At 48.0% G+C, this 12822-nt stretch carries 11 protein-coding genes; 7 read left to right on the plus strand and 4 right to left on the minus strand.

The features are described 5' to 3' along the window. Positions 1 to 266 precede the first annotated feature (266 nt). Positions 267 to 797 (plus strand): hypothetical protein, encoded by a 531-nt coding sequence (locus tag B5D35_RS16730; RefSeq protein ID WP_139367795.1) that lies wholly within the window; start codon positions 267 to 269, stop codon positions 795 to 797. A gap of 464 nt (positions 798 to 1261) precedes the next feature. Here B5D35_RS16730 and groL read toward each other — a convergent pair whose 3' ends face one another. Then, a complete protein-coding gene (groL, locus tag B5D35_RS16735; protein WP_078753678.1) occupies positions 1262 to 2899 on the minus strand; it encodes a chaperonin GroEL in 1638 nt (545 codons plus the stop codon). Between the two features lie 45 nt (positions 2900 to 2944). Further along, positions 2945 to 3235 carry a co-chaperone GroES gene (locus B5D35_RS16740; RefSeq protein ID WP_078753679.1) on the minus strand — a complete coding sequence of 97 codons (291 nt, stop codon included), beginning with the start codon at positions 3233 to 3235 and terminating at the stop codon, positions 2945 to 2947. 348 nt (positions 3236 to 3583) lie between these two features. Between B5D35_RS16740 and B5D35_RS16750 the strand changes: the two genes are divergently transcribed. Further along, positions 3584 to 4942: an MATE family efflux transporter gene (locus B5D35_RS16750; RefSeq protein WP_078753681.1), complete on the plus strand. Its 1359-nt coding sequence runs from the start codon at positions 3584 to 3586 to the stop codon at positions 4940 to 4942. Here B5D35_RS16750 and B5D35_RS16755 read toward each other — a convergent pair. Then, a complete protein-coding gene (locus tag B5D35_RS16755; protein ID WP_078753682.1) occupies positions 4939 to 5385 on the minus strand; it encodes a MarR family winged helix-turn-helix transcriptional regulator in 447 nt (148 codons plus the stop codon). The two genes, B5D35_RS16750 and B5D35_RS16755, sit on opposite strands and share 4 nt — an antisense overlap. A gap of 117 nt (positions 5386 to 5502) precedes the next feature. Here B5D35_RS16755 and B5D35_RS16760 point away from each other — a divergent pair, with 117 nt between their 5' ends. The 4 genes from B5D35_RS16760 to B5D35_RS16775 are packed head-to-tail and all read left to right on the plus strand — an operon-like array spanning position 5503 to position 10247. After that, on the plus strand, positions 5503 to 6648 hold the full coding sequence (locus B5D35_RS16760; protein WP_078753683.1) for a homogentisate 1,2-dioxygenase: 1146 nt from the start codon (positions 5503 to 5505) through the stop codon (positions 6646 to 6648). Positions 6649 to 6666: 18 nt separating this feature from the next. Further along, positions 6667 to 7647, plus strand: a complete 981-nt coding sequence (locus B5D35_RS16765; RefSeq protein ID WP_078753684.1) for a fumarylacetoacetate hydrolase family protein — start codon at positions 6667 to 6669, stop codon at positions 7645 to 7647. A gap of 15 nt (positions 7648 to 7662) precedes the next feature. Beyond that, positions 7663 to 8283, plus strand: coding sequence for a maleylacetoacetate isomerase (gene maiA / locus B5D35_RS16770; protein ID WP_078753685.1), 621 nt, complete (start codon positions 7663 to 7665; stop codon positions 8281 to 8283). Positions 8284 to 8291: 8 nt separating this feature from the next. Continuing rightward, positions 8292 to 10247, plus strand: a complete 1956-nt coding sequence (locus B5D35_RS16775; protein WP_078753686.1) for an acetoacetate--CoA ligase — start codon at positions 8292 to 8294, stop codon at positions 10245 to 10247. 52 nt (positions 10248 to 10299) lie between these two features. On the opposite strand, the gene B5D35_RS16780 is transcribed toward B5D35_RS16775, so the two are convergent. Further along, entirely contained in the window at positions 10300 to 10803 is a 504-nt protein-coding gene (locus tag B5D35_RS16780) for an FxsA family protein (protein WP_078753687.1), read from the minus strand. 364 nt (positions 10804 to 11167) lie between these two features. On the opposite strand from B5D35_RS16780, the gene aspA reads away from it, so the two are divergent. Further along, a complete protein-coding gene (gene aspA / locus B5D35_RS16785) occupies positions 11168 to 12628 on the plus strand; it encodes an aspartate ammonia-lyase (protein WP_078753688.1) in 1461 nt (486 codons plus the stop codon). Positions 12629 to 12822: the final 194 nt, after the last annotated feature.

A 12822-nucleotide genomic window follows, 5' to 3' on the forward strand; every position in this document is an offset into this window, starting at 1 on the left:
ATCATGGTACTAATGGTGGACTGTCACCGAATGAATACGAAAGACAGTATTATCAGAAGCTTGAAAGTGTATAGAGTTCTGGGGTCTTACCAGGGGAAATCAAAGGAGACGAGCTCAAACTGAGTCACCAAATTAACCTGAACTTCTTCAATGGGAAGATTGATGAAGTGGATTTATACCACCAAATGAAGCAATGGCTCACGGCTAAAATTGCTACTAAAGAAGTGTCTCCAGACTTACACGACATTGTCACGGAAGCATAGAGATTGAGATTATCTAAACAGAAAGGTCACGCCGCTGTGTATTCACTACCCTTGTTGTTGGTAGGGAGTCTGTGTGCTTATCTGTTTGGTCACATGTCGACGGTGATACCTGCTGGCGGGCCTGTACCATACGTTTTTGTCTCGATGTTCATATTTCCGATAGCTGTTATATGGCCTCTCCTCAAAGACCTTACAGAACTCCAAGAGCTCGGTACTATCACACAAACAGAGCGTTCTCGCTTACGCAGCCTCATCAATGATGCACAGCGTTACCTCAAAACCAGCGCGTACCTACTGTTATTCTTTGGCGTAACGACAGGGACGATGCTCTACCTCGTCGTTATCCAACAGCTAGAAGCTCGGCTTGCACTGAGTTGTATCGGTTTTTTTATCGGCTGTAGTGTATGCATATTCGCTTTTCTAGTGAACATTCGCTTAAGAGTACAAAACTACAAGTCTACCGTTGCTAGCAGAGCAGAAGAGCTCAAGCAATCCAAGAGGTTGATCAAACGACTCAGCAACTCTAAAGAGTAGACATAAAAGCGGAGTTCGCGTTAAGAGCTCTGCTTTTCTCTGGTCAGCTACAAACCAACCTATCTCACTACATTCTCATAATTTACCTAGAACGTATCACAGGACGTTTTTGGCGATTCTTTGTAATAGTCGAAGTCAAGTTAGGTAAAGCAAGGCTATAGGGTAGCTCTAAAACGCGCGGAAAGAAGCACTGTGAGGCTTTCTCTGCTTGGGCCAATAGAATCCTTGAATGGGCTTCAGAAAGCCTTAGAAAGTGATGTAGGGAAGATTTTTTATATAAAACAATTGAGGACTACCAAGCGATTAAACTCAGTAGTCCTCAACGGTAGAGCTATGCAGACCACAATCAAGTAAAACTAGGCTGTATTATCGAGATATTAAACGTGATACATTCCGTTCAACAAAACGTGTCACGCAGCACCTTAAGTGATTGATTTTAATGGACTGCAAATTGGGGTGGATACTTACATCATTCCGCCCATGCCACCCATACCGCCCATATCAGGCATCGCAGGGCCGTCTTGTTTTGGCTGCTCAGTTACCATGGCTTCAGTCGTGATCATAAGACCAGCTACAGATGCCGCGAACTGAAGTGCAGAACGAGTAACTTTGGTTGGATCCAAAATACCCATTGCGATCATGTCGCCATATTCACTCGTTGCGGCGTTGTAACCGTAGTTACCTTCACCCGCCTTAACATTGTTCGCAACAACAGAGTCTTCGTCACCCGCGTTCAATGCGATTTGACGAATAGGAGCTTCCATTGCACGCAGTGCAACACGAATACCTACATTTTGCTCTTCGTTGTCACCTTGCAGGTTAACAACTTTGCTTGCTGCGCGAATAAGTGCAACACCACCACCGGCAACCACGCCTTCTTCAACTGCTGCACGCGTTGCGTGCAGAGCATCTTCTACGCGGTCTTTCTTCTCTTTCATTTCAACTTCAGTTGCTGCACCAACTTTGATTACCGCAACACCGCCAGCCAATTTAGCCACGCGCTCTTGCAGTTTCTCTTTGTCGTAATCTGACGTTGCATCTTCGATTTGTTGACGAATTTGAGATACGCGACCTTTGATTGACGCTTCATCACCAGCGCCATCAATGATGGTGGTATTTTCTTTGGTGATAGAGATGCGCTTCGCTTGGCCTAGATCTTCCAGCGTCACTTTCTCTAGTTCCATGCCGATCTCTTCAGAGATAACAGTACCTGCAGTCAGTGTCGCGATGTCTTGTAGCATTGCTTTACGACGGTCACCGAAACCAGGTGCTTTTACTGCAGCCACTTTCACGATGCCACGCATGTTGTTAACAACCAGCGTTGCCAGTGCTTCACCTTCAACGTCTTCTGCGATGATCAGCAGTGGACGAGAAGACTTCGCGACGGCTTCTAGCGTCGGCAGCAATTCACGGATGTTTGATACTTTCTTATCAACAAGCAGGATGAATGGGCTTTCCAGATCAACAGAACCTGATTCTTGGTTGTTGATGAAATAAGGAGACAGGTAACCACGGTCGAACTGCATACCTTCAACCACATCCAGCTCGTCTTGCAGAGACTGACCTTCTTCTACGGTGATAACACCGTCGCGGCCTACTTTTTCCATTGCTTCAGCAATGATGTTACCGACAGTTTCATCCGAGTTTGCAGAGATCGTACCAACCTGTGCAATTGCTTTGGTGTCCGCACAAGGAACTGACAGTGCTTTCAACTCTTCAACAGCAGCAACAACAGCTTTGTCGATACCGCGCTTAAGATCCATTGGGTTCATGCCTGCAGCAACAGCTTTCAGACCTTCAGCAATGATTGCCTGTGCCAGTACAGTTGCGGTTGTGGTGCCGTCACCCGCTGCGTCGTTTGCTTGAGACGCAACTTCTTTAACCATTTGTGCGCCCATGTTCTGGAATTTGTCTTCCAGTTCAATTTCGCGCGCAACAGATACACCATCTTTAGTAATGACTGGAGCACCGAATGATTTGTCCAGTACAACGTTACGGCCTTTAGGACCCAACGTTACTTTTACTGCGTTAGCCAGAACGTTTACACCTTCTAGCATTTTTGTACGAGCATCATTGCCAAACTTAACGTCTTTAGCTGCCATTTCTCTCTTCCTTTTTAAATCTGTTCTTCAGTGATGAAATAGTAATTACTCAACGATAGCCATGATGTCGTTTTCAGACAGGATCAGGACTTCCTTACCATCGATTTTTTCAGTCTTGGTGCCGTAGCCTTCAGAGAAGATGACGGTGTCGCCAACTTTTACGTCCAATGGCTGAATGTTACCGCTTTCTAGCACACGGCCTTTACCTACTGCCAGTACAACGCCACGCGTTGATTTCTCTGCAGCTGAACCAGTTAAAACGATGCCACCAGCAGATTTTGATTCAACTTCCTGGCGTTCAACGATTACTCGATCGTGTAGTGGACGAATGTTCATTGGTCGTCTCCTGAATAAATGTAGTGATCCATGTGAAAAATAGAAAAGGAAACTGCCACGTTTTGCAGTGTTCCGAAATCTGTATAACCCTATCAACCATTCGCTGATGGGCTTAAAGCAATTTGGGTATAAAGTGGGGATGGGTTATCTCAATCCCAAGGGGCATAAAGCAAATTTTTTCCTTTTTTTTGGCCAATACCTTTTGCTCCATCACATTCTATGGATTAGGGTAGCCGTGCCTTGGTTTTTCAAGGATCTATTCTGTCATATCCCCAAGCAAACTAAATATGCAGGGTACAACACCATTTATATTCACTTCCTCTCATAGAAGCCAATGCTGAGAGTGGTATGAAAGACAAGCACGGCCTGCTGTCAGGCTCAATAGATCAGACGCTTAAAAACATGACGATCCCAATGGTCTTTGGGCTTATTGCCATTCTTGCTTTTAATCTGGTCGACACCTTTTTTATTTCTTTGCTAGGTACAGATGCACTGGCCGCCATCAGTTTTACCTTCCCAATAACCTTTGCAGTTAACTGTATCACGATGGGGATAGGAGTAGGCCTGTCAACAGGCGTTGCCCGACTACTCGGTCAAAACGCACAACGAGAAGCGGCGCGCGTATCTGGTCATGGTGTTATTCTGGCGATCCTCCTTGTTGTTATCGCCAGCATGATCGGCCTTGCCACGATCGACCCACTTTTCACCCTACTCGGCGCACATGAGCGGTTACTACCACTGATCCACGAATACATGAGCGTGTGGTACTTAACCATCCCGCTTTTGGTTATTCCCATGGCTGGTAACTCTGCTATTCGTGCAACGGGCGATACCAAAACCCCCGCGAAGATCATGGTACTCGCAGGTATGATCAATGGACTTCTTGACCCGTTACTCATCTTTGGACTTGGCCCATTTCCCGAATTAGGCGTTCAAGGTGCTGCAATTGCCAGCGCGATCAGTTGGGCTGGTGCACTTGTGGGATCGTTGTATGTGCTTATCAAACGCGACAGGTTATTGGCTTGGCCTTCACCTCGCAGCCTTTTGCAAGATTGGAAAGACATACTGTCGATAGGTACGCCTGCGGCGATGTCGAATGCACTGAACCCAATCTCCGGCGCCATTCTCATGGCGCTGCTTGCGAGCCAGGGTACCACCAGTGTTGCCGCCTATGGTGCGGCGCAGCGTGTTGAGTCATTACTGTTGATAGTGATGATGGCTCTGACGTCAGCGTTAACCCCTATCATGGCGCAAAACTTTGGTGCAGGAAATCCAACCCGCGCTTTTGCGGCACTCTTTCGCGCAATGCGCTTCTCCATTGTCTTCCAGCTCATGATCTTTATCGCAATGGTGCCACTTAGTCTGCCGATCGCCTCGATGTTTAGCCAAGAAACTGTCGTTCAGAACAAACTCTGGCACTACCTGATTGTGGTTCCCGCCAGCTACGGCATGCAGGGTGTGATGATGATGTTAGTGAGCGCGTTGAACGCGATGAAAAAGCCTGTGACCGCATTCGTGATGAACCTGATGCGCCTTTTTATCCTGCTTTTGCCTATGGCATGGCTGGGTAGCTTATTTGATGGTACCGAAGGTATGTTTATCGGTATAGCTGTTGCCAATACCATTGCTGGTATTATTGCTTATGCGGTCGCAGTATCCCTTAGACGCCAGTTGCTTGTTGATAAAGCAATCGCGAAAAAGACCTAAGTTAACTCGTAGGAGCGAGCTTGTAGCGCATCCAATGCTTGATACAGTGTCTGATACTGCTCATTGGACAATCCGTCCAGCATGGCGCGTTCCCACTCTAATACTTTTGGCACCACCTGCGCATACAGCGCGTTACCTGATTCTGATAATCTGACAATGGCGGCGCGTTGATCGTCTTCATGTACCGCTCTTTCAACCAAACGCTTTGCTTCCAATCGGGACAATATTCTCGACACCTTCACTTTATCCAGTCGTGTTTCCTTCGCTAAGTCCCTTGATATAACACCATCACGCGCCCCTAACGACGCTATCACGCGCCATTCTGGGCGTGAAATACCAAACTCCCCCTCGTAGCGAGAAGCCAGACTGTCCGCCACCAGCTCCGCAGTTTGCACCAACTTGTACGGTAAAAAATTATCCAGCGACAGCAACTGTAAACTCATAGCTCTCCTTGTTTTCCTCTGAAATTTGCATTCTGAGCAATCTAACCAATACTCAAAATATAGTTACATTTGAAACTATCTGCCGATTTATTCACTTCATCTGTGCAGGAGAGCAACATGAGAAAGTGGTTTTCATTCCCACTCGTAGAGGGAGAAGCGTCCCGACAAGCCCACTGTGACTTGCCAGACGGTACGTTTGAGAGGGAGTGCGGAAAAGAAGGGTTTTTCGGCCCCGCAACCCATATGTATCACCGGCATGCGCCAACGGGATGGACTGAGTGGGAGGGCGAACTGCGTCCTCATGCCTTCGACACAAACAAAGTGAAATGCATCACTGACAATCCTATGACTGCCCCCGTCTTGCTTTCAAACTCCAATGTCCGAGTAAGGATATGGCGATGTGAAACAGAAATGGATTATCTTGTCAGAAACGGCGACGGTGACGATTGCCTATTCGTGCATCAAGGGGAAGGATCTCTTTACTGTGATTACGGCCATCTTCGTTTCACTGAAGGGGACTACCTTATTATTCCCCGTTCTACCAACTGGCGTTTGGAACCCGATTCGCCCGTAATATTGCTGATGATTGAAGCCACACATGGATCGTATTTGTCTGCAGAAAAAGGGATCGTCGGCGATCATGCCATGTTTGATCCCGCCGTGTTAGCGCACCCAAAGATCGACGATGCCTTTATCGCCCAGCGAGACGAAGTAAAAAGCTGGAACGTCTACTTAAAATCAAGAAATGCACTCAACCGCATAACGTATCCCTTCAACCCGCTCGATGCTGTCGGTTGGAAAGGAAATCTCACTGTCTTTAAGCTCAATTGGCGCGATATCCGCCCGCTTATGAGCCATCGCTACCACCTTCCGCCTTCGGCACACACCACATTTGTCGCACAGGGCTTTGTCATTTGTACCTTTGTTCCTCGCCCCATTGAATCCGACCCTAGTGCGCTCAAGGTGCCCTTCTACCACAACAACGACGATTACGATGAAGTCACTTTCTACCACAAAGGTGAATTCTTCAGCCGCGACAATATTCATCCCGGTATGGTGACGCACCACCCTTGCGGATTTCCGCACGGCCCTCATCCCAAAGCTTTTGCCGCTGGTGCCAAAGCCGTGAAGAAAGAGACCGATGAAGTCGCCGTGATGATTGATACACGCATGCCACTTGATTTAGGTGACGCAGCCAAACAAACAGAATTGAAGGACTATGTCCTGTCATGGCGCCCCCCCCTACCGCCTGACAGCGAATAACGAAACAAGGAGTGAACAATGAAACTGGCCTCATTGAAACATCGCCGAGACGGAAAGTTAATCTTGGTATCCCGCGATTTACAGCAAGCCGTTGATGCGTCTGATATTGCTTTCACCTTGCAAGATGCACTTGATGACTGGGATACGCTCTCCCCGCTGCTTCAAGCCCGATATGACGCGTTAAATAACAATAAAGTAGCCGGACGATTTCCATTTAATCCCAAAGACTGTGCATCCCCTTTGCCCCGCGCGTTTCAATGGGCAGACGGCAGCGCGTACGTCAACCATGTTGAACTGGTGCGAAAAGCCCGCGGCGCAGACATGCCGGAGAGTTTCTGGACGGATCCTTTGATGTATCAAGGCATGTCAGATCGTTTTCTGGCCCCTAACGATGACATCGTACTTTGTGATGAAGCCTGGGGCTGTGACTTTGAAGCGGAAGTGGCGGTGATCACTGGCGATGTACCAATGGCAACCAAGCCGCAAGAGGCTGGCCAGCACATCAAACTGCTGATGCTGGTCAACGACGTATCACTAAGAAATCTTATTCCCAGTGAATTGGCAAAAGGCTTTGGTTTCTTTCAATCCAAACCCGCATCGTCGTTTTCTCCGGTCGCTATCACACCAGATGAACTTGATGACACGTGGATACACCACAAAGTACATCGTCCACTCCACGTTCACCTTAACAGTGAACACTTTGGAGCCCCAGATGCTGGCATTGATATGACGTTCAATTTTGCCCAACTCGTTGCGCATGCAGCAAAGAGTCGATTCCTGTCGGCTGGTACCATTATCGGCTCCGGTACTGTCTCCAATTTAGATCGTTCAAAAGGATCTTGTTGCATAGCAGAGAGACGGATGTTGGAAATTCTGGAAGTAGGTTCGCCTAACACCCCCTTCTTGCACTACGGTGATAGGGTCAGCATCGAAATGTTTGACTCACAAGGACGTTCGATTTTCGGACGCATTGAGCAGGAAGTTGTCCCATTCGAGTAACAATGGAGAGGCGAGATGAAGCTCTTTGACTATAAGAACTCGTCCGCGTCCTACCGTGTTCGGATCGCCCTCAATTTGAAAGGACTGTGCTACCAAGCCCAGTCCATCTCATTGCTGGATAACGAACAAGGCAAAGACAACTACCGCGCACTCAATCCTTCTGGATTGGTGCCTACCTTGGTCGACAACGGGCAAGTGTTCACGCAATCACTGGCGATTATTGAATATCTGGAGGAGGCTTACCCTTCCCCATCGATTTTACCCGCCGATCGTGTCGCTCGTGCTAGGTGTCGCGCCATCGCGATGGATATCGCATGCGATATCCATCCGCTCAATAACCTTCGAGTTCTTCAGCACCTGACCGGCGCATTACACCACAGCGATGATGAAAAATTGCAGTGGTATCGGCACTGGGTATCTATCGGATTGGACGCTTTGGAAAAGAAACTGGAAAGCACCCAAAACACGTATTGTTGCGATTCGATTCCAACACTCGCCGATATCTGCCTGGTACCTCAACTGTTTAATGCGCGTCGGTTCTCCATCGACCTGACCCCTTACCCTACCCTAATAGAAATAGAACAGCGCTGCCAAGCTCTGCCCGAGTTTGCAAAAGCGCACCCAGACAATGTTTAGGAGAAAGCATGTCACAAGAGCCACTTTGGCGACCGAGCTCAACACGACTCGCCAATGCAAACCTGACGGACTTCATGGATGTGATAAACCGTCAATACAACGAAAAGCTTGTTAACTTCGCCCAGCTGTATGATTGGTCTATTTCTAACAACGCACTCTTTTGGTCTGAACTCTGGTCATTTTCTAACGTCGTGGGTGAACGTGGCGCACGCATTGTGGATATCCCAGACAGTGACCCGCACCAACACAGTCGTTGGTTTCCCGATGCGCAGTTAAACTTCGCCGAAAACTTGCTGCAATGGGCCAATGACATGCCAGAAAAAGACGCCATTGTTTTTTCTGGCGAAGATGAGATTGCGACAACCTTATCTTGGCAAGAGCTGGTTCGCCAAGTAGGTTGTATTGCCCACTACTTACGAGCCGCGGGTGTTGAAAAGGGCGATGTCGTTGCTGGATACTTGCCAAATATTGCTGAAACGGTTGTTGCAATGCTTGCTACCTCCTCTTTGGGGGCGATCTGGACATCAACATCGCCCGATTTCGGTATCGACAGCGTGCTCGACCGTTTTGGCCAAACCCAGCCCAAAGTCCTTTTCACCACCGACGCCTATCATTACAACGGCAAGTCACACGACAACCTCACCAAGGCACGCGCTGTTCAACTGGGCGTGGAAAACCTAACTCACATGGTGGTCGTCCCCTATGTCGGTGGCGCTGAACTTACTGTTGATGAAGATGATTGGCTGGATTTACTCAACACCGACGCTCCGCCACTTCGTTTCACCTCTGTTGGTTTCAACGATCCCTTATATGTTCTGTACTCCTCTGGCACAACAGGCAAGCCAAAATGCATCATTCATAGCGTCGGGGGCATGCTACTTAACCACCTTAAAGAGCACCAATTACATTCCGATGTGAAAGTCGGCGATCGCGTATTCTACTTCACTACCTGTGGTTGGATGATGTGGAACTGGCTTGCCAGCGCTCTAGCAAGTGGTGCCACGCTAGTGCTGTTTGATGGCTCACCTTTCTATCCTGACGCCGGCGTACTCTGGCGGCTCACAGACACTCAAAAAGTCACCTTGTTTGGCACATCTGCCAAGTATCTAGAGGCATTGGAGAAACAACACTACTGCCCCGAAAAAGAACATTCGCTCTCTACGCTTCGTACACTTTGCTCTACAGGCTCAGTACTCGCGCCCGAGCAGTTTGATTTTGTGTATACGACCATCAAACAGGATTTGCAGCTAAGTTCCATTGCCGGCGGCACTGACATCTGCGGGTGCTTTGTTTTAGGTAGCCCTATTTCCCCAGTTTATAGTGGCCAAAGTCAGGTTCGTGGACTCGGGTTAGCCGTCAACGTGTTTAACACTGACGGGCTGCCAATAACGGAAGAAAAAGGTGAGTTGGTGTGTTGTAACAGCTTCCCGAATCAACCTGTGGGTTTTTGGAATGATGACAGTGGTGAGCGATACCACAACGCTTACTGGGCAAAGATGGAAGATATCTGGTTCCACGGCGATTATGTCGAACTGACTCAAGAAGGCGGCATGGTGTTCTTCGGACGTTCAGATGCCATATTGAATCCCGGCGGTGTACGCATTGGAACAGCGGAAATCTACCGCCACGTGGATCAGCTTGATGAAATCTTAGATTCAGTGGTCATTGGACAAGACTGGATGAGTGATGTTCGCGTCGTGCTGTTCGTAAAACTACGATCAGGTGTAACGCTAGACGAAGAACTACAACGGAAAATCCGTTCAACGATCAAGGTAAGTTGCACGCCAAGACACGTACCCGCCAAGATAGTGACAGTGACCGACATCCCGAGAACCAAATCGGGCAAGCTAGCAGAACTCGCGGTGAGGGATGTGGTGCATGGCCGAGAGGTGGCACAACTCAGTGCACTGGACAATCCGGAGTCACTGGAGCAATACAAAAACCGCCAAGAGCTTAAGACATAACTGACTGACCCATCAAAAAAGCCAACCTGTCGGTTGGCTTTTTACTTATCTCTTATTTCAGGCGATTACGATCATCGTCGTTCTTTTTCTCAAATTCACCTTCAAAGGTATTGCCGCCTTGAGAGCTATCGCGAAATGGCCCTTGATTAAAGGGGTCATTGCCCTGTGGTCCCTGTTGTTGGAACCCGCTTTGGAAATTCGCCACTTTCACTTTACTCATCAACTGTTTCGCCAACCAAGCACGAGGCCAAGGCAAGAGCACTGCCATCCCCATGGCATCAGTCATAAATCCAGGGGTTAGCAGCAAGACACCCGCTACCGCCAGCATAATACCTTCAACGATCTGTTGCGCTGGCAACTCGCCTTGCTGAAGGCGTTGTTGAACTGTTAGCAAGGTTTGTAAACCTTGGCTCCGCACCAATGATGCCCCCACGACTGCAGTCAACAAAATCAAGCCCACGGTAGGCCAAAGCCCTAACACACCGCCAACTTGGATAAACAAGGCAATCTCAATAACAGGAACAGTGATGAACATCAGTAGCAAAATAGGAAACACAGCAATACCTCTTTTAATCTTCCTTTGCATCATACCATTGGTTTGTGCAGTTTTGAGGAAGCTTTGGTGTGAAGATGTGTCACAGCGTGAAAGGATAAGTGTATGAATATTATTAGACAGTTAACAATGCGTGAGCCGAATCAGTAAGATAAAGATCGTGATCACAGATCCTTGCAAATCGTGCTTATTAATCTCAAATGGTGATCTCACTCATGTTTTTGCTGTAACGTACGAGTAGAATCGCCTTCATTACGTCGGGTACAAAAAACTGGATACCCAGGCCAAACTCTCTGATGAATGGACTCTACAGCGAATTTGTTGGCTAACAAAATAACCAATATAAGATTCATTTTAGGGCCATATCATGTCACAAACAATTGATTTCGAAAAAAATCTGGCAAACCCTGTTATCGCTACGCGTATTGAAGAAGACCTGCTTGGCGAACGCCACGTACCGGCAGATGCGTATTACGGCATTCATACTCTTCGCGCTGTTGAAAACTTCAATATTTCAAACACCACTATCTCTGATGTACCAGAGTTTGTTCGCGGCATGGTCTTTACCAAAAAAGCGGCTGCGATGGCAAACAAAGAGCTAGGGGTGATCCCTGCCGACGTGGGCGATTACATTGTTAAAGCATGTGACCTGATTTTGGAAACGGGCAAGTGCATGGATCAGTTCCCTTCTGACGTATACCAAGGTGGTGCAGGTACGTCGGTGAACATGAATGCAAACGAAGTCATTGCCAACCTTGCGCTTGAGCTGATGGGCAAAGAGAAAGGTGACTATGACGTGGTTAACCCAAATGACCACGTGAACAAGAGCCAATCAACCAACTGTGCGTACCCTACTGGCTTCCGTGTAGCGGTTTACAACAGCATCCTGAAACTGGTCGATTCTATCACTTACTTGCAAGGCGAGTTTGCAGCCAAAGGCACTGAGTTTAGTGGCATCTTGAAAATGGGCCGTACGCAGTTGCAAGACGCTGTACCTATGACTGTGGGTCAAGAGTTCAATGCCTTCGCTGTACTTCTGAAAGAAGAAGTAAAAAACCTGAAATACACCGCTGAACTGTTGCTCGAAGTTAACTTGGGTGCGACCGCTATCGGTACAGGCTTGAATGCAGCGGCTGGCTACCAGCAACTGGCGGTTTTACGCCTGGCCGAAGTAACTGGCCTAAACTGCACGCCAGCAGAAGATCTGATCGAAGCCACCTCTGACTGTGGTGCGTATGTGATGGTTCACAGTGCGCTGAAACGTTTAGCGGTGAAACTGTCGAAGATCTGTAATGACTTACGTTTACTGTCTTCAGGCCCTCGCTCAGGCTTCAACGAAATCAACCTGCCAGAGATGCAGGCGGGTTCTTCTATCATGCCAGCGAAAGTAAACCCTGTTATCCCAGAAGTGGTTAACCAAGTTTGCTTTAAAGTTATCGGCAACGACACCACTGTGACCTTCGCAGCAGAAGCAGGCCAGCTTCAGTTGAACGTCATGGAGCCAGTGATTGGTCAGGCACTGTTCGAGTCTATCGAGATTCTGGCCAATGCATGTGTGAACCTCGGAGAGAAGTGCGTTAACGGCATCACTGTGAACAAAGAAATCTGCGAGAGCTTTGTTTTCAACTCAATCGGTATCGTGACGTATCTAAACCCATTCATCGGTCATCACGAAGGTGATATCGTCGGTAAAATTTGCGCAGAAACCGGCAAGAACGTACGCGACGTGGTGCTGGAGCGCGGCCTACTGACTGAAGAGCAGTTAGATGACATCTTCTCTATCGATAACCTGATGCACCCGCAATACAAAGCAAAACGCTACAACTAATTCGACACAATATGGGTACTCAATGAGTACCCATTTTTTTACCTCTGTGCAACACCCATTCCGTGTTACATTAAGCGCCCATTTTTTGACAAAGAACCCCCAAGCCCGAAAGTCCAAACGAAGAGACTTTTTTCGACGTTTTTGCGCTCTAAAATCCACACATATCTCATGATGAATAAGACCGCATTGCTTTG

It is taken from the genome of Enterovibrio nigricans DSM 22720 (genome assembly GCF_900167155.1).
GTDB classification, from domain to species: domain Bacteria; phylum Pseudomonadota; class Gammaproteobacteria; order Enterobacterales; family Vibrionaceae; genus Enterovibrio; species Enterovibrio nigricans.

Bases quoted from the DNA above. Each gene is read 5' to 3' on its own strand.
- groL (WP_078753678.1), bottom strand. From the start codon at position 2,899: ATGGCAGCTAAAGACGTTAAGTTTGGCAATGATGCTCGTACAAAAATG.
- B5D35_RS16740 (WP_078753679.1), bottom strand. From the start codon at position 3,235: ATGAACATTCGTCCACTACACGATCGAGTAATCGTTGAACGCCAGGAA.
- B5D35_RS16750 (WP_078753681.1), top strand. From the start codon at position 3,584: ATGAAAGACAAGCACGGCCTGCTGTCAGGCTCAATAGATCAGACGCTT.
- B5D35_RS16755 (WP_078753682.1), bottom strand. From the start codon at position 5,385: ATGAGTTTACAGTTGCTGTCGCTGGATAATTTTTTACCGTACAAGTTG.
- B5D35_RS16760 (WP_078753683.1), top strand. From the start codon at position 5,503: ATGAGAAAGTGGTTTTCATTCCCACTCGTAGAGGGAGAAGCGTCCCGA.
- B5D35_RS16765 (WP_078753684.1), top strand. From the start codon at position 6,667: ATGAAACTGGCCTCATTGAAACATCGCCGAGACGGAAAGTTAATCTTG.
- maiA (WP_078753685.1), top strand. From the start codon at position 7,663: ATGAAGCTCTTTGACTATAAGAACTCGTCCGCGTCCTACCGTGTTCGG.
- B5D35_RS16775 (WP_078753686.1), top strand. From the start codon at position 8,292: ATGTCACAAGAGCCACTTTGGCGACCGAGCTCAACACGACTCGCCAAT.
- aspA (WP_078753688.1), top strand. From the start codon at position 11,168: ATGTCACAAACAATTGATTTCGAAAAAAATCTGGCAAACCCTGTTATC.